Here is a 17,475-nt window from a genome sequence, read left to right as displayed (position 1 = left end):
AGACTTAGTTCCTGATGCTAATTATCGCAGTTTTCAACTAGCACAAGAAGATCAAATTCGTCTCCAACAAGCATTAGAACAATTAGAAGAAAGAACAAGAAATATTCTTGAATTTGTCTTCCTCCAAGACTTAACCAAAGAGAAACAGCCGAACAATTAGGGATTAGTGTCGTTACCGTTTCTCGTCGTGTTAAAAAAGGATTAGAAATGCTTAAGAAAAATATGCACAAAGAAATATGTTAATTCATAAGGAAAAACAATAAAATTCACCCCCTATAATGTTAAAAGTAGAGGGATTAATTGATCATCATTGATCCTCGATAAGACCTTGTGGATCTATCACATAATGGTCATAAAAATTATGAGATAATAATATAAACTAGAGAGGGTAAATTGAGTTAAAAACTTGTGTCAATGGCTAATTTTAATTAGGAAAAATACAAAACAGTTTTCCTTGAAATGCCTTATATACGACACAGTAAATTGCTAAATCATCCCCTATTTGCTTTAATGATTTTCCTGAGAAAAATCATTAAACTTATTTCAAAAAATAATCAATTTACTGTTAGTATTGATTGTAAAAATTTTCATAAAAAATACAATCTTTGTTGATATATAGAAAAAATACTCTAAGGATTGAAAAGTTTGTTGTCAGCTACATAAGAACCAAATTTTATAAACAGCTTTTATTACGGAATTAGTAGAAAAAAGGACATAGTTGAGGGTTTAGAAAACAAAATTTTCTGATGTTCTGCGTTAGTCAAGAAACCATTAAATAAAAAAGAGAGATTAGAGATAATCTGGCAACAGTCACCCCAAGTAGCAGAGACTTAATTGAGTGATCAAATTGATTAAAACTTGATGGTTAAAGTTAAAGGATAAAGGTTATCAAGTTAGTTAACAGTTCTTCATAAAATCCTATTCATGTCAATCAGAGGAGAAACCAGAAAAAATTATTATTTTGAGTTTATCAAAACCCCCCGTAAGACAGTAAAATTATAATAAAAGTAGACGACAATAATGTCCCAAGTTCACTTAAAAGCTACTGAAAAAACCCCCTCCTATCACAGCATTAACTGGAACGAAGTCGGTCGTTTGATGCTGAAGTATTCCTTACCCATCAATCCCATGAGTACCCAACCCGATGATAAGGAAAGCCAACCGAATCAGTTACATATCGATTTAGACTGTCTTCAAAATCCTAATCGTCGTCACATCGATTTAAAACACCACAACACAAAATCATTCCCATTTCCATCGCTGAAATCTAAAAGATTAAATGGGAATCAGACTCAAACGGAATCATTATTTGAATACATTTGTGATTTAGATAAAAAGCAAAGACAAAAACGCAACGTTGCTATTATTGGGGAATCAGGAACAGGTAAAACGCTGTTTTTACAAATAATTGCCCATTGGATGTTAGATAAGACTGATTATGTACCTATTTGGCTGTCTCCTGGACAACTAACCAATTTAACCCTCAAGGATTATTTAACTGATAAATGGTTAATTCAATGCACTAAACATTATCGGACACAAAAAAAGCTTTCACAAGAATTATGGCAAGAATCTTTGCGAGGGTTATTAGAAAGTGGACGAGTTTGGTTATTAGCGGATGGGATGGATTATTTATTAGCTAAATCCATCAATGAGGGCAATCAATCTCCCTTAAATATCTTAATAGGAGAAAGAAATGATCTCATGGGCAATTGCCATTTAATGCTAACCTGCCAAACCGTTACTTGGAAAATGCAATCGCAAGCTTTAAGCGAATTTGACATTTATCAAACCAAATCCTTAGCAAAACAAAGTGAAATTCAACAATTTGTGAAACAGTGGTTTGTTCCCTATTCGTCCCAACCAGAACAGTCAGAATCTCAGGGAAACTTAGGGGAAAAATTGTCTTATTTATTAAGCCAACCTGACAAGCAACATCTCCACAAATGGCTAAAAAATCCGTTGAGACTCTCCTTATTCTGTCGTTTTTGGCAGAAAAATTGCCAAAGCTTACCCCAAACCGCAGCCAGTCTCTATCAAGTTTTAGTAGATGAATTTTATCAATGGCAAGCAGAAACCACCCCAGTTACCCCCGAAGAACAACAACAGTTAAATCAATTTTTAACTCAGTTAGCCTTTAATCATCGACAAACTCAAGACGCTTATTCTGCTATCTCCCCAGAAATGGTTAAAGATAATCAGTCTTTACTCTCTTTAAGTTTGCAACTTCATTGGTTAAGACCAGTAGGGATACTGAGTCAACAAAAAAAAGACAATCCCTACCAATTTGAAGATCAAACCTTTGAAAATTATTTTGCTGCTTTAGCCATTGATCATTGGCAGTATTTTCTGAATCAAGAGACAACAACTTTAGAAATGTTCAGTGACCAATGGCAACAAATCTTGCTATTTTGGTTAGGAAGAGAGGAGATTGCCTCAGAAGAAAAAGAAGCCCTCATCAAAGCTTTAATTAGCTTTGAAGATGAATGCGGTCAAGAGAATTTTTATGGATTTAGGGCTTATATTATGGCAGCTATAGCCTTATCAGAATTTCCCCATTGTTCTTTGAGAGAAACTATCATACAACAAGTGTTGACATGGGGATTAACCGACACCGATTCCCCAAACTTACCCACATTAGTCGCTAGACAAAGGATGAGTGATTTATATCGTCCTTTAGTTATGACTCATCTGATCAATTTAATTACTAAAGATACACAAATATCACAACAAAAACGAGAATTATTTTATTTACAACAATTGGGGAAAGGGAATACAGAAGCGATCGCTGCTTTAACTCAATGTTTACCAAACACTGAAGATGAAAACCTCCGTTGGCAATTAGCCCAAACCCTAGGAATTATTGATCCAGGCAATCCTACCGCCATTAGTTTTGTGGTTAAAAAATTAGAAACCGCTAACAGTGAACAAGACTATCAAAAAGCCTTTCTAGGATTAGAAAAAATCGCTCAAGGAGAGGGACAGGGGGTTAAAGCTTTAGTTCGTTTATTACATCATCAACCCACTCCTAATTTAAGGCGACGAATCTTTCAATGTTTAGAAATTGTGGGTCAGGGAAATGCCACGGCTATTGCTATTTTAGTGCAGTTAATTCGCACAACCAAAGACGAAACCATTCGCCGACAAGCAGCAGAAAGTTTAGAAAAAATTGACCCAGGCAATCCCACAGCCATTGCTGGTTTAATTAAATTAATGGAGACAGCAACCACTCAAAGTATTCGTCAAGAAGTGGTTTATAGTTTAGGGGAAGTTTGTCCAGGCAATAGTCAAGCGATCGCTGCTTTAGTTCGTCTCCTCGAAGACAATGAAGATACTTATCTGCGTTGGATTGCTATTAGTAGCTTAGGAAAAATTGGGTTAGGTAATGAACAAGCCGTTAGGATTTTAGAAAAACTAATTAAACCCGATCAACCGTTATTAATTCGTAAAGAAGCCTTAGATAGCTTAGGGAAAATTGATCCGAACAATCCTGAAATTGTTAAAGCATCAATCCAATTAATGGAAGCAATAGAGGATGAAGAAACCTATCGAGAAATTGCAGAAAATTTAGGTAAAATTGATCCGGGTAATCCTAAAGCTATCAACGCTTTAACTAAACTTTTACAAATATCAACCGATCAGTTTGCCTTACGTCAAGTTGCGGTTAGTTTAGGAAAAATTGATCCCGGTAATTTAGAAGCTTTGATGGTTTTAGTTAATCTCATTCAATCAACTCGTGACCCTGATATTCGTAGTTTAGCAGCAGAAAGTTTAGGAGAAATCGGTCATAAGAATCCCGCTGCGATCGCCACATTAATTCGACTATTAGAAACCAGTTCTCATCTACAAAGTCGCCGTTGTGCAGCTAAGAGTTTAAGTAAAATTGCCATAGGAAATAAAGGAGCGATCGCTGCTTTTGTGCAAGTCTTACCAACCATTAAAGATCAAGACTTAGGACAACAAGTTGCTGAGGGGTTAATCACTATTTTGTCACAAAAACAAATGCCCCAAGTGGTGACTCAATTACGAGATTATGTCCTCGAAACTAACTTAGAACAAGATTCCCCTTGTTATCGAGTGATATGGCACTGCGCCCAAAATTTATCTTATCAAGCATTTATGGAAGCTTGGCATCAGCGCAGTTTACCTGAGAAACTTTTATCATCGTCTCAAATCACTGAAACTAAGGCAACAGAAACCATAACTGGATTTGAGACGTTACAACAACAACTAAGTAATCATGCTCAGTTAGAGTCTACTCAAATTATCTGGATCGAAAGTCGTCGCTTTATTGATCCCGATCATCCTGCCATCGATATTTATGATCAAATGTTAGAACAAAACTGTTCAGCCTTTGACCATGGTTTACCAGAAACCCTTTCTAAACTCCGTCTTTATTGGCATCTATTACAACGAAAATCTCCGAAAAGCCCATTAATTTTACTATTTTATGAGGAGGCAAAAGATAGGGACAACTATAGCTTATCTCCCCATCTCTTAAAAAGTTTAGAGAAGTTTAAGGGCATCATTGGTGTCATCACCCGACAGGAATCATCAGGGTTATCTATCTTTTCTCCTGATGATCCCCAGTTAGGGGATACCCTTTTAACCTGGATGACTGAAACATTATAGGAGACCGACATAGTGTAAAGGCCCGTGACCGGTAATTAACTCAATCAGTAATCCGATGAACCCTATCATAGCTAGTCTTCCATTCCAAACTTCAGCAGCAGTGGTCATTCCCCACTGCCACCGTTCTTGAGGATACATTTTCATGTTTTTCTTGGGATGGGTGACACAGTCAAAAGTAACGGGGGTTTCTTGCAGAGAATGGGTCACTAAGTCCGCTAACGCATCAATAAAAAGGGGATGGGTATTTAAAGCCGGAACCCTAAGAAAATGGGTAATTCCTGCTTCTTCTGCCACTTCACGGTATTCGATATCAATTTCTTGGAGGGTTTCGATATGTTCCGAGACGAAACTAATGGGAACTACTAATAAATCTTTAACCCCTTGTTCGCCGAGTTCTTGTAATGCTTCTTCGGTGTAGGGTTTTAACCATTCCACTGGACCCACTCGACTTTGATAGGCAAGGGTGTAAGCATTGGGCCGGTTGAGGGTTTGCATAATTAAACGGGTACAAGCTTCAATTTCTGCTTGATAGGGATCGCCGGCTTCTTCGACGTAGCTTTGAGGCACTCCGTGGGCACTAAAAAAGATATGAATTTGATCAGGGTTAGGACATTTATCTAATTCGTGGGCAATGAGATCGGCCATTGCTTCTAAATAGAGAGGATGATCGTACCAAGAAGGGATTAAAGTATATTCAATCTGTCTCAACATCGGATCAGCTTCCCACATTTCTTCGAGTACCCGAAAACTCGAACCACTGGTACTGATAGAAAATTGAGGATAGAGGGGAAGAATGACTAATTTACGAAGGCGATCGCGTTTGATCCGGGCAATGGCTTCTTCGGTAAAAGGATACCAATAGCGCATTCCAATATAAATATCAGCTTTTTGACCAATTTGAGCCAATTTCTGTTCTAGGGCTTCTCCTTGGGCTTCTGTAATCTTTCTGAGGGGTGAACCTCCTCCAATTTGACGATAATTTTCTTGCGATGTATTGGTTCTGGCCGTGGAAATAAACCAAGCTAAGGGTTTTTGTAGCCAAGGGAAAGGTAGTCGGATAATTTCCGGATCAGAAAATAGATTAAAGAGAAAAGGGCGAACATCTTGTAATTGTTCTGGACCCCCTAAATTTAGTAATAAGACCCCAACGCGATCCATAATTTTATATAGATAGTTAACATTTTTTGATTCTTTACTAAGTGTAACAATATTTGAACCCCTAACAAAAGTTTTCAATTAGGTTGATCCATCTCTCCATTGAGTAAATATACGGGAGTTTGGAGTTGAGAGTTCACAGTGATCATTGATTCAACAGAGAACAAGGGTTTGAGACTTTCTTGAGATTTCTCTACCAATTCTCACAAGTCACTCTTAGTTAATTAATATCCTTTTGCTCCTGCTACCCTGGGTTTAACTGAACGAATCATCTTTTTTTCTAAATATTGATCACAAAAAAGCAGAGATCAAAGATAATTTGATCTCTGTAGGATTCACTAATGATTAATCTTCTTTTTTTTTAATAATGACTCCCGGACTTACGGTGATGAATCGCCGTTACACCCTCTTGTAGCACTTGGCCTTTCGTAACGATCGCATAAATCACCCAATGATCCCCACATTCCATGCGATCGCCGACTTTACACTCTAAATAAGCTAACCCATCTTGCAAAATGGGAGACCCATTATCAGCTACTTCCGTTTTCACCCCTTCAAAGCGATCTTCTCCAGGAGAAAAGGGCTTAAGAAAATGCTTCATCAAGCCAATATGATCCCCTTCTCTAAGAATATTCAACACAAAGGAATTACCCTTATGTAACAAAGATTCGATCGCCCGTTCTTTGGCCACTGCTACGGTAAACCCAGGAGGATTAAACGTTGCTTGAGAGATCCAAGAAGCCAACATCGCCCCACTTAACTCTTCTTCTTGACAGGTAACAATGGACAATGACCCCACAATACGCCCTAACGCTTGTTGTAACCGGTCTGTCTGAGACTGATTCACAGAATTCTTCGGTTGACGGCGTTTTTGGGCTTTTTTAACCGCTTGAGCAAAGTCCGTCCCGGCTTCCTCACAAGTTTTTAATGTTGCCTGAGTGGGGCTAAATTTCACCCTGATGGGGTCGAACCCAAATTGATAACCCCCATCTCGAAATTTACTTTCTAAGAGGTCTATGGCTTCTCCACTCCAGCCATAGGAGCCAAATACGCCAGCTAGTTTTGATTTATCTGCATTGGCTAAGGTGATCCCTAAGGCCGTTTGGATCTGTGTCGGCGCGTGGCCGCCCAAGGTAGGGGACCCAAAAATAAACCCAGAACAGGTGTTAATGGCTTCTTTAATATCGTCTGGTTCAGCCACTTCTGCGTTGATAGATTCCACCCTCACCCCGGCTTTAGTAATCCCACTGGCGATCGCTTGGGCTAAAGTGGCCGTATTGCCGTAAGCAGAGGCATAGATCAGGGCAACGCTCAAGGTGTTGGCTTTTTGCGCGTCTAACCATTGTTGATAAGAGTCGGTTAACTCCATTAACCCGTAACGAACTAACGGACCGTGGCCGGTTCCGTAAATCTTAGCGGCTTTACGGCTTAATTTTTCGAGGGCGTTGTTAATTTGTTTAGCGTAGGGGGCGATTAAACAATCAAAATAATAGCGTCTATCTTCTGCGTAAACGCTCCACCCTTCGTCAAAAATTTGATCTCCGCACACATGGGCCCCAAATAGTTTATCGCTGTACAGTATTTCTGTTTTCGGGTCGTAGGTACACAGTTGCGCCGGATAACGGGGGTTGGGAGTGGGAATAAATTCGAGTTGATGTCCTTTCCCTAAATCTAAGATATCTTCTCCTTTGACGACTTTTAATGGAGGGGAAAATTCTGAGGATAAAATATTTGGTAAGAGTAACGCCCCTGGATTAGAACAAACAATGGTCATTTGAGGGGCAATTTTTAGTAAGGCTTTGATAGTTTCCCCTCGGTTGGGGTTAACATGACCTAAAATTAAATAATCAATAGTAGTTGGGTTAATGCGTTCTTGAAGGGCTTTTAAAAAGATTTCGGTAAAGGATTCTCCTGGAGGATCGATTAGGGCTATTTTATCCCCTTGAATAAGGTAAGAATTAGCGGTGGTTCCTCGTTTGAGTCCGTATTCAATTTCAAATTTTAATCGTTCCCATGTCCGCGATCGCATGACAATGGTATCAGAAGCGATGGGACAAACTTGTACATCTCTGGGTTTATTCATAAGCTTTTTTTGGGTTATTTAATTTAGTTTGCTCAAGTTTTTAACCGTGTAGGTTATTTCATCATCTGCTAAGATTTTTTGATAGTCGATAGCCACACGGGTTGGATAACCTAATGTTGGATCATAAGTAATTAAAAGTTCATCCGCGTTGCGTTGAATCCCTTCTTCAATAATGTTAAACAGTTCCTCAATGGTGTTTGCTAATGTTAAATCGGTGATAACTTGATTATTATTTAAATTAACAACTTGAGTAATTTTATCATTTTTAACCGAAACTTTGAGGGGTTCATTAGTGGGTAGAGGACAAAAGCATCGTTTTTGATAGATATATTGATAATTTTTTAGTTGTTGCGATCGCCATAATTGATAATTTTCTTTTAATTCTTCTCTTAATAGGGAATTCCTCTCACCGTTAGCCCACATCGGCATACTATTGACTAATATGACCATTAATAATCCTATTATCAATAAGGTAAAGAATTGCAAAATTTTCATTCCTTGTTGCCTCTATTTTTTCTCTTACACAAAGACAGACGTACTATAGCACGCCTGTCTTAATCTTTTTATGTTTTCAAGTAAAGGGAACTGTAAAAAGTTAAGGTAGAAATAATTTTAGCAATCAGAAGAGTTATCTTGTCAGGGACTTGGACCGTGACTTTATTTTTTTCCTCATCCCTTCATCTTATCTTCTTAGATCATTTTGACTCTTTTTTCGGACTCATCAACATCATCATGTTACGGCCTTCTCGTTTAGGAGCTTGTTGAATTTCTGCTAATTCTTGCAAATCAGCGGCCATACGACTTAATAAGTCTTGGGCCAAATTAGAGTGTTGAATTTCTCTCCCTCTAAAGGTAATGGTCGCTTTTACTTTATCCCCTGACTTAAGAAAGCGTTTAGCCTGATTGACTCGCACTTGATAATCATGTTCTGATATTTTATAGCGCATTTTTACTTCCTTAACATCAGCCGTATGTTGTTTTTTCTTAGCTTCTCTGGCTTTTTTCTCCTGTTCAAATTTATATTTACCGTAGTCCATAATACGGCAAACAGGAGGTTTAGCAGTTTCGCTAACTAATACCAAGTCTAAATCTCGTTCTTGGGCAACATTTAAGGCTTCTTCAGGGGTAATAATCCCTAATTGGGAACCATCACTATCGATGACTCGTATTTCAGGGAAGCGGATTCTTTCGTTAATTTTGGGGAGATCGCGTTTTGTGCGTCTTTTATCTATCACAGGCGTTTGTAATGTCTCTCGATATGATTGATGAACGTTAGTAGTCAATTAAGGCCGTAATAGTAGCCTATTTTATTGTAATCATTTTCTACTAAGTTCTGGTGGTATTTATTGAGTTATATTGTTAATTTTGGGTAACTTATCCCTGAGGATAATTTTACCCCTGTTTACTCCCTAGTTTAATCCTTCTGTGAGCCATCGTAAAATAAAAAGGTGTAAAGATTTATAACAGGATAATTGGGTGAGTCATCAACAACCAATCGAGAAGCGTATTGGACGGCAAAGACAATGGATTTGGCGAGGTTGGCCAATTCGTTACACTTTTTTACGGGGTAAACAGGAGGAAAAACCGCCTTTAATTTTATTACATGGGTTTGGGGCGGCCGTGGAACATTGGCGACACAATATCCCCACTTTAGGACAACAGCATCGAGTCTATGCTTTAGATTTATTAGGGTTTGGGCGATCCCAAAAAGCGGCTACTGATTATACTGTCTATTTATGGGCTGAACAGATTTATGATTTCTGGCGAACGTTTATCGGTAAACCTGTTATTTTAGTCGGTAATTCTATTGGTTCTTTGGTCTGTCTAACGGTAGCCTTGAAATATCCTGACATGGTGGCCGGGTTAGCTATGATTAGTTTACCGGATGTTTCTCTCAGACAGGAAACTATCCCTAAAGGATTACGCCCCATTGTTAATACCATTGAAGGGTTATTTGCCCCCCCTGTGTTCTTAAGAACCCTATTCAATATTATCCGTCGACCTGGGGTTATTCGCCCTTGGGTTGGGATTGCTTATTATGATAAATCAGCCATTACCGATGAATTAGTGGATATGATTACCATTCCCCCTCAAGATAAGGGGGCGGCTCGGACATTTTGTTTATTATTTGAAGGACTCAGAAAGCCTAATTATGCCCCTCCTGTTAAAACAGTTCTACCCCATTTAACGATTCCTATGTTATTAGTTTGGGGTCGTCAAGATAGAATGGTTCCTGTTAGTTTAGCTTCTCAGTTTGCTAAGTTAAATCCTAAAATTACTTTAAAAGAATTAGAAAATGCTGGTCATTGTCCTCATGATGAATGTCCTGACCGTTTTAATAAGATTTTATTAGATTGGCTTGAAACAGTGAACAGTGAACAGTGAGCAGTTTAAAGTTTTAACCAGCTAAAAATATCACCCACTGTTAACTTTAGTTCGGACAAGAAGTCGGGAACGGGTAAACTGTCTTCTGGCTCTTGTAATAATAAGGGTTGTTGTTGAGATAGAAAAACAAGAATAGATTGGGTTTCAGGATCAATCAACCACCCTAAAGTAGTCCCATGATTGAGACAATGTAAAATATTTCCTGTTACTTTAACATAATTTTGATTAGGAGATAAAATCTCAATCGTCCAGTCAGGATAAGTTAAACAACTATTAGCAATATCTCCATTTTCCTCACGGGGAATTCTATCCCACTGCAAAACGACTACATCAGGAACCAGAGAAAGACCGCCAAATGTACAGCGTAATTCAGGTAGAGCAATCGCAATAGAGGATTCAGTTCCTAGTTGCTCAATAATACTAACTAATTTACCTTGAATGCGACTATGTTTTCCTTGAGGCATAGGTTTTTGTGTAATTTGACCATTCACATATTCCTGTGCTGGTTTAGTTTCAGGCAGTTGCAAAAATTCATCTAAAGTTAATGATTTTATTTGAGTTTCTACCATAATCTTGACTGATTCGATATTATTACAAGAATTTTTATATATTAAACGATAAAGCCCGAATTAACAGGCTTTACATTTAATCTTTTTTAGAAAGACTATTAAACAATTTCTAGACTAAACATATTACTCGCTAAGATCATAATACCTTAATTCTAGAACCCCTTGACCATTTAAAACATATTGACTAGAAACATTCCGCAAGCTTTCGGGTCTTGTTGTCGTAAAGGGTAATGAGTTATAAGAAGAAAGAGGTTCATTACCGAAATTAATGATTCCAGAATCAACACCAGCAGGACTCAATTGTTGTAAACCTATTGTTTGTCCTGGGGTACTATTTGGCAAGTCTAAGAGTTGATTATTCTCTGGGAGATTATTCCCATAATAGGTTTGATTCTCTCCATTGTTACCATATCGAGAAACACCGTTATCGTTTCTACTGCGTTGTTGAACCATTTGATTATTAACCCGAACCCGACGACTCAAATTAGATTCTTCTTGTTGAGTTTCTTGGGGTTGATTTGTCACCCTATTTGGATTACAAATAGAAGATAAATCAATGGTTTGGCCGGCTTGATTTACCATGTAACAAGGGGGGACTGCTTGACCTATTCCTGAGCTAATTAATACAGTTATCAATGTGGATAGTCCAGTAATCGAAAAAAGTTTTTGTGATAATGTCATTATATATCTGACCTCCCTAACCTTTGGAGGTTATCTACAATAGTGTCTTCTTTAATTTGATCGTAACTAAAGCCATTCGATTTTTACTTCCACCAAAGGAAGATATTTTTTCTCATATAATTTGAGTTCGACATAACGTTTCACACTATCGTCATGAGAATGTCATATCAATTTGTCATCATGATTCATAGCTAAAATAGCTTAATCATCGATCATCTTAAATATTATGAATCCCTTAAAAGTTACCCTTAGTCTATTGGTGTTACTGATTATGGTTTATCCGCTATATAAAATAAAATCTGCTTTAGGGATTAATTTAGTGGCCAATTATCATGCTCCTGATACGATTATTTATGCTAAAAAAATTCTCAAGAAACTCCAATAATGACTCATTTCAAAAGCTAACAATCCTGATAACTTGATAACGATTAGTCTAACCAGAACCAAGCTGCCAGGATTGTTATGTAAATTTTAATTGTCTTAACGTTTGACCTTATTGTTCGGCCCCTGCTAACTCAGTGCTTCCTTTACTGCGACGACGAGTTAAGGTATTAAAGACCATAATGCCAATGGCTTTAATTAAGTTACCTTCTAACTCCATAAACATTTTCATGTTCATGCCAAAAGCTGCATTAGCTTCATCAACAATCTTCTCGGCCGTTGCTTGGTCAATGGGTAATTCATTTAATGCTTGACGATACTCATTTTTAAAGGCTTTTTCGTCAGAAATGGTGTCAAACTCATAAAAAGCTGTTCCGCCATTTTCCCCTAAATTCATCGCCCGTTGGGCAATTTTCTTAAGAATTTGTCCCCCAGATAAATCCCCTAAATAACGGGTGTAAGAATGGGCTGCTAATAACTCAGGTTGGCTTTGAGCCACCTCATGGATGCGTGCTACGTAAGCTTGTGCTGCTTCTGAAGGGGCGACTTCATTGCGCCAATTGGCTCCATAATAAAAGCTTAAATCTTTCTCTAAAGATTGCTTGCGATGCAACTGGGGAAAGTAAATTTTAGAAACCAATTCGTGATGGCGTAGTTTCTCCATTTCCTCTTCCATGGCACTATAGACAAAATAGAGATTAGCCACCAATGTTCGATAGGAATTCTTTTCAACAACTCCTTTCAAAAAACACTTGACAAAACCAACATTTTCTGCCATTGTATGGGACTTTTTTGTGCCTTCCCGTAACATGGTTGCTAAATTAACGCTCATGCTATCTTTTCCTGTTATTTAAGTGAACACTAGATCGGTGACTTAATGACAAAAGTTTAAAAACCGCCTAGTTGTGTAGCGTATCTTGATTTGGTGCAAATTTTTATTAAGAATTCTTACAAGCTTTGAGGTTAGATAACAGAAAAAGCGATGATCAATGGAGTTAAAGAGGAGTCGGAAAAAACCTAATTTCAAGGGTTTTAGTCTTTTCAATTAGTTTGAAGATAGAATGATTTAACCTTGAGCAAACAATGAAGTTTTGTAAATAAAATATAACAAAAGATTAAGGTCAAAAAAAGGGGCGCATTGCCCCTTTCGTTTATGAAAATAATGTAGCAGAATTTACATTTTTGTCAGCCTTAGGCTTCAGGGGTAACACGAGCATAGAAAATACCACGAATTTTCACATCAACGGGTTCTTTAGCTCCTAAATCGGTATCAGAAGGCTGTTCACTTTCAAATACACCGGCAATTTCTCCGGTTGCTTGATCGACCTTGGTTACTTGAAGAGAAATTTCTCCTTTACCAATGGGGGTTTGTTTCACGTTAGCATAGTCCTCTTTATCGGCCGTAGCTGGTAAAGCCACCGCATTATCATAACCAGTGGCTAACCCACGACCTTTGGGGTCGAGGAAAGTGGCACCCCGATAAGAAGGAACCCTAAAATCACCTTCAAAGTCAATGGAACTATTGATAGAACTAAACCCAGGTTCAGTTTTACCCACTAAGTTTTTGATAGTAAAGAAGAAAGGAACTTGTTCGCCTCCAGGGAGTTGAACGGTAACAGGTTGGAAATCAATCCCACCTTCTTCTTGAAAGGTAACAACCCCATTTTCATCAACGGTAATTTTGCCACTAATTTGCTCTAAGCTAGTGGTATAACGAGTTAATAACTTACCGGGAACATATTCTGCTTCTTGGCGTTTATTAACTGGTTCTTCTTTTACAAAATACTCTTGAGGTTCTAAACAGAGGTCATCAACGAAATAAGTTTGACCTGGTTCGATAGGAATAGAACCCCGTGTAAACTCAGAAATTTGGGGACATTTGTTAGCTAGTCCGGTGTTTAAAATTTCATCGTAGGTTAAATCCTGGGGATTAACCGCATTGGCTGGGCCTTCGCTACAAGCGGTAATAAAACCCAGACATAATGCCAGAAAAGCAATCAGTAATGCACGAAACCTCATAATCATCCTCGCTTTGTCAATCTCAAATTAAAATGTCTTGTCTCTATGGCCATCACTCGCACAGGAGATAATCTTAATAGTCTTTTGGACAAGTTAGGCAATTGCATCGGGATCTACTCTACCAAAATTCGTCCCCAACATCCCTTATAAGTTAGGAATTCTTTTTACCCGAAAATCTTTTATCATGGGTATGGCTAGGGAAAAGAGCAAGAATTTTAGATGGAACAAGCAAACACACCAACTACAACCGATCAGTCCTTTAACCCCTCTAATGGTTCTTTTCCAGCGTCTCTAGAAGAGATTGCCATGAGAGTCAATAGAGTATCCCAACAATGTAAGGATGATCCTCACCAGATACTTGAGTTACTACGAACCCTTGAACAGTTACATCAAGACATTCGGGTTAATTTATTTGAACCGTCTTTACCGAACACTCGCAACGATTTGTATCATTTATTGCTCGATATTGAAGAAACGGGAGGATGGCCTTATATTGCACGGATGAAACTTCGGGCGTTTTTAGATCATCTTTCTTCAGATAAAGAAGGTTTGACCGATTCTGAATAACCATAAAGATAAGGTGGGTTATTAAAATTTTTCGTAACCCACCATTTCAGTTATTTTGCTAGACATTAATTGTTATTGTCTGAATCTATGTGAACAAGAATAAAAAATAGAAAAATAGCCCCAAAAAATTCTGAAAATAACTAAAAAAAATATCGGATTGATATGGATTTAGACTGACTTCATGTTTAAAATAGTGACAAACTATTAGATAATAGTTGAAACTCCATTGTATCAGCCATTAATAATGAGTGACAATACTTGGCATTCTGCTACGGATATTCAAACGATATTTAATCGCATTGCTCCAATTTATGATCAATTCAATCATTGGTTAAGTTTTGGACAGCATCGTATCTGGAAACAAATGTCCGTCAACTGGAGTGAACCGAAATCAGGGGATATGGGGTTAGATATTTGCTGTGGTAGTGGTGATTTAAGTCAATTATTAGCCCGTAAAGTTGGAAAAACAGGGAAAGTTATTGGATTAGATTTTTCTCAAGAATTATTAGCGATCGCATCTCAACGGGCTTATGAGAAGTATCCTATGTTACCGTTAGAATGGGTACAAGGAGATGCCTTAAATTTACCCTTTGAAGATAACACCTTTGATTGTGCCACTATGGGCTATGGGTTGCGAAATGTGACGGATATCCCCCGTTGTTTAAAAGAAATACACCGTGTCCTTAAACCCAAGGCTAAAGTTGCTATTCTCGACTTTCATCGTCCTTCCCAATCTTGGCAACAAGCCTTCCAAAAATGGTATCTTGATAACTTAGTGGTTCCTCTGGCCAATTATTATGGCTTAAAAGAAGAATATGCCTATATTATGCCCAGTTTAGAAAGATTTCCTTTGGGAACAGAACAAGTTAAATTAGCCCAAAAGGTAGGCTTTAATCCTGTCATCCATTATCCCATTGCCGGGGGAATGATGGGGGTTTTAGTGGGAACAAAAACGGTGAACCGTGAACAGTGATCAATAAATTTAACTGATAGCTGATAACTCTTAAAAATGAGTTAAACTTCTTAATTATTTATCATGACTTTGTTAGACATTTCTTCCATTAATTTATCGCTAATTTCTACCATTGTTATTCCCCCTATAGCCGGGTCTATTATTGGTTATTTTACCAATGATATCGCTATTAATATGTTATTTCGTCCTTACAAGGCCATTTATATTGGTAAACGTCGTTTACCCTTTACGCCAGGGTTAATTCCTCGCAATCAAGGACGATTAGCTCAAAAGGTTTCTGATACCATTATGGGGTCATTATTAACCCCAGAAGAACTCCAAAAATTAGCAAAACGTTTATTAAAAACTGAACGGGTAAAAGCGGCTATTTTATGGTTATTAAACTTAGGGATTCAACAAGTAAAATCTGATAAAGAACAGAAAACAGCAAAGATTTTATCTGGAATTTTAGAAGATTTATTTAGTCAATCTTTACCTCGACTTTTAAAAGCGTTAGCTCGTCGTCAGGATTTTTTAGAAGATCAAATTAATCAAATTTTTGATCAAATTCTTTTAGATTTTAAATTAACAGATACCCAAGCGAGACAGTTTGCAGATTGGTTGTTAGAGGGGGTTTTGCCTCCTGAGATTTTACGACAAGCATTAGTGGATTTTTTAACAGAAAGAAATATTCAAGTTATTGATGAAGGGGTTAGAGAAAAAACCAGTGGAACTTATTGGGTGGTGGCCAATTTATTCGGAGTTCGTAATACTTTATTACGATTAAGAAGTTTTTGTTTAGAAGAGAAAGAAGTTGCTAATACCAGGTTAAAAGAAATTTTACTCTCTTTAGAAGTACGGAGTCGGTTAAGAGAATGGTTAAAGAGTCTTTCTTTACAAAATTTACCCGTTTCTACTGTTAGACAACTTCGTAAAACAACCCGTGAAACCGTCCAAGTTTATGTTCAACAAAGTGGGGGAAAATTTATTCAAGATTTTGGTAAAACCGTTGATTGGGAACAATTGTCTATTTTAATTATTAATCGACTGCAAACCTCATCCGCTTTAACCACATCTCTAGAAACCATTAGCGAGGAATTAGCGTTGATCCTCGAAAGATATTTAGAGGAGGATTTAGAGAAAATTGTGTCTCAAGTTATTCCTATTTTATCCATTGATAAAGTTATCATTGATAGGGTTAATGCGACTTCTCCTGAAAACTTAGAAATGGCAGTCCAAGGTATTGTTAAAAGTGAATTACAAGCGATTGTTAATTTAGGGGGAATTTTAGGGTTTTTGGTTGGAGTGTTTCAAACCCTCTTATTTTTATTAAGATAATTCAACTCTGTTAATAACAGTAACATTATCAAAAAAATTTAAGGCGGCACCCAGACTCGAACTGGGGATAAGGATTTTGCAGACCCCTGCCTTACCACTTGGCTATGCCGCCATTAGACACTCTTACAAGTATAACAAAGATCATTCAACCAAGACAAGGGTTAAACTGAGACAAAACCTAAATTTTTCTGAAGAAACGTAACACTTATCTGAGAGATTAAACTGACTTGTGCAGTCGTAGAAACTGACATAACGACCTTCACCCTCGTCTCAATGGGGAGTATAGACTAAAAATGGAGGTGAGGCGTGTTAATAATAAAAGCCTTTCGTTCTATTCTTTACGCCGAAAATATCCTATGAATAAGACTTACAAACTATTGATCGGGACCATCTTATCCTTGGGACTCGGGACAGTATCCTTAGCTCAAAATGCCAATGCTGCCAATCCGTTTACCCAATTTTACAATAATAATTGCGTTCCTGAAGCGAAAAAAGCAGGGTTAACGCAATCAGAAGCCCAACAAATCTGTAATTGTACGGTGGAGTCATTACGCAAGAAATACTCAACCCAAGCTTTTTCTAACCTTTACGCTCAATATCGCAATGGAGATAATACAGCGAGACGAACATTAACCCGTTATGGACAAAATTGTTCTCAAGAAGTTCTTGACGACATTCTCTGGGAATAATTAAACTCTACACTGACGAGAATG

15 protein-coding genes, 1 tRNA gene and 1 pseudogene are annotated in these 17,475 nt (G+C 37.6%); 8 read left to right on the top strand and 9 right to left on the bottom strand.

Translation table 11 applies throughout. From position 1 onward, the window contains the following. Positions 1-243: pseudogene (locus C4E06_RS19005) on the top strand (sigma-70 family RNA polymerase sigma factor); the annotation flags it as partial. A 777-nt stretch (positions 244-1,020) separates the two neighbouring features. After that, complete coding sequence (locus C4E06_RS19000) at positions 1,021-4,632, top strand: HEAT repeat domain-containing protein (RefSeq protein ID WP_107669732.1); 3,612 nt, start codon at positions 1,021-1,023, stop codon at positions 4,630-4,632. On the opposite strand, the gene hemH is transcribed toward C4E06_RS19000, so the two are convergent. The 4 genes from hemH to infC form a co-directional block, all read right to left on the bottom strand. Next, complete coding sequence (gene hemH / locus C4E06_RS18995) at positions 4,627-5,790, bottom strand: ferrochelatase (protein WP_107669730.1); 1,164 nt, start codon at positions 5,788-5,790, stop codon at positions 4,627-4,629. The genes C4E06_RS19000 and hemH overlap by 6 nt on opposite strands. A 358-nt stretch (positions 5,791-6,148) precedes the next feature. Further along, positions 6,149-7,870, bottom strand: a complete 1,722-nt coding sequence (locus C4E06_RS18990) for a diflavin flavoprotein (protein ID WP_107669728.1) — start codon at positions 7,868-7,870, stop codon at positions 6,149-6,151. Positions 7,871-7,888: 18 nt separating this feature from the next. Further along, positions 7,889-8,365 carry a DUF6174 domain-containing protein gene (locus C4E06_RS18985; protein WP_107669726.1) on the bottom strand — a complete coding sequence of 159 codons (477 nt, stop codon included), beginning with the start codon at positions 8,363-8,365 and terminating at the stop codon, positions 7,889-7,891. 200 nt (positions 8,366-8,565) lie between these two features. Beyond that, entirely contained in the window at positions 8,566-9,105 is a 540-nt protein-coding gene (infC, locus tag C4E06_RS18980; protein ID WP_107669724.1) for a translation initiation factor IF-3, read from the bottom strand. 241 nt (positions 9,106-9,346) lie between these two features. On the opposite strand from infC, the gene C4E06_RS18975 reads away from it, so the two are divergent. Continuing rightward, a complete protein-coding gene (locus tag C4E06_RS18975) occupies positions 9,347-10,255 on the top strand; it encodes an alpha/beta fold hydrolase (RefSeq protein WP_107669722.1) in 909 nt (302 codons plus the stop codon). Positions 10,256-10,260: 5 nt separating this feature from the next. On the opposite strand, the gene C4E06_RS18970 is transcribed toward C4E06_RS18975, so the two are convergent. Next, positions 10,261-10,824: a Uma2 family endonuclease gene (locus C4E06_RS18970; protein ID WP_107669720.1), complete on the bottom strand. Its 564-nt coding sequence runs from the start codon at positions 10,822-10,824 to the stop codon at positions 10,261-10,263. 123 nt (positions 10,825-10,947) lie between these two features. Continuing rightward, on the bottom strand, positions 10,948-11,505 hold the full coding sequence (locus tag C4E06_RS18965) for a hypothetical protein (RefSeq protein ID WP_107669718.1): 558 nt from the start codon (positions 11,503-11,505) through the stop codon (positions 10,948-10,950). Positions 11,506-11,731: 226 nt separating this feature from the next. Between C4E06_RS18965 and C4E06_RS28180 the strand changes: the two genes are divergently transcribed. Beyond that, positions 11,732-11,890, top strand: a complete 159-nt coding sequence (locus tag C4E06_RS28180) for a hypothetical protein (protein ID WP_198648814.1) — start codon at positions 11,732-11,734, stop codon at positions 11,888-11,890. A 108-nt stretch (positions 11,891-11,998) separates the two neighbouring features. On the opposite strand, the gene C4E06_RS18960 is transcribed toward C4E06_RS28180, so the two are convergent. Next, positions 11,999-12,718: a heme oxygenase (biliverdin-producing) gene (locus C4E06_RS18960; protein ID WP_107669716.1), complete on the bottom strand. Its 720-nt coding sequence runs from the start codon at positions 12,716-12,718 to the stop codon at positions 11,999-12,001. 359 nt (positions 12,719-13,077) lie between these two features. Next, a complete protein-coding gene (locus C4E06_RS18955; protein ID WP_107669737.1) occupies positions 13,078-13,905 on the bottom strand; it encodes a photosystem II manganese-stabilizing polypeptide in 828 nt (275 codons plus the stop codon). Between the two features lie 219 nt (positions 13,906-14,124). Here C4E06_RS18955 and C4E06_RS18950 point away from each other — a divergent pair, with 219 nt between their 5' ends. The 3 genes from C4E06_RS18950 to C4E06_RS18940 all read left to right on the top strand — a co-directional run bounded on the left by C4E06_RS18950 (position 14,125) and on the right by C4E06_RS18940 (position 16,762). After that, on the top strand, positions 14,125-14,472 hold the full coding sequence (locus C4E06_RS18950; protein ID WP_107669714.1) for a hypothetical protein: 348 nt from the start codon (positions 14,125-14,127) through the stop codon (positions 14,470-14,472). 244 nt (positions 14,473-14,716) lie between these two features. Then, positions 14,717-15,445, top strand: coding sequence for a bifunctional demethylmenaquinone methyltransferase/2-methoxy-6-polyprenyl-1,4-benzoquinol methylase UbiE (gene ubiE, locus C4E06_RS18945; protein WP_107669712.1), 729 nt, complete (start codon positions 14,717-14,719; stop codon positions 15,443-15,445). Between the two features lie 63 nt (positions 15,446-15,508). Next, positions 15,509-16,762: a DUF445 domain-containing protein gene (locus C4E06_RS18940; RefSeq protein ID WP_107669710.1), complete on the top strand. Its 1,254-nt coding sequence runs from the start codon at positions 15,509-15,511 to the stop codon at positions 16,760-16,762. A gap of 41 nt (positions 16,763-16,803) precedes the next feature. On the opposite strand, the gene C4E06_RS18935 is transcribed toward C4E06_RS18940, so the two are convergent. Then, a tRNA-Cys gene (locus tag C4E06_RS18935) sits at positions 16,804-16,874 on the bottom strand. A 244-nt stretch (positions 16,875-17,118) separates the two neighbouring features. Between C4E06_RS18935 and C4E06_RS18930 the strand changes: the two genes are divergently transcribed. Further along, on the top strand, positions 17,119-17,451 hold the full coding sequence (locus C4E06_RS18930) for a hypothetical protein (RefSeq protein WP_107669708.1): 333 nt from the start codon (positions 17,119-17,121) through the stop codon (positions 17,449-17,451). Positions 17,452-17,475: the final 24 nt, after the last annotated feature.

The sequence above is a fragment of the Cyanothece sp. BG0011 genome (assembly GCF_003013815.1).
Taxonomy (GTDB): domain Bacteria; phylum Cyanobacteriota; class Cyanobacteriia; order Cyanobacteriales; family Microcystaceae; genus Crocosphaera.
This window is presented reverse-complemented; position numbering and strand designations above follow the sequence as displayed.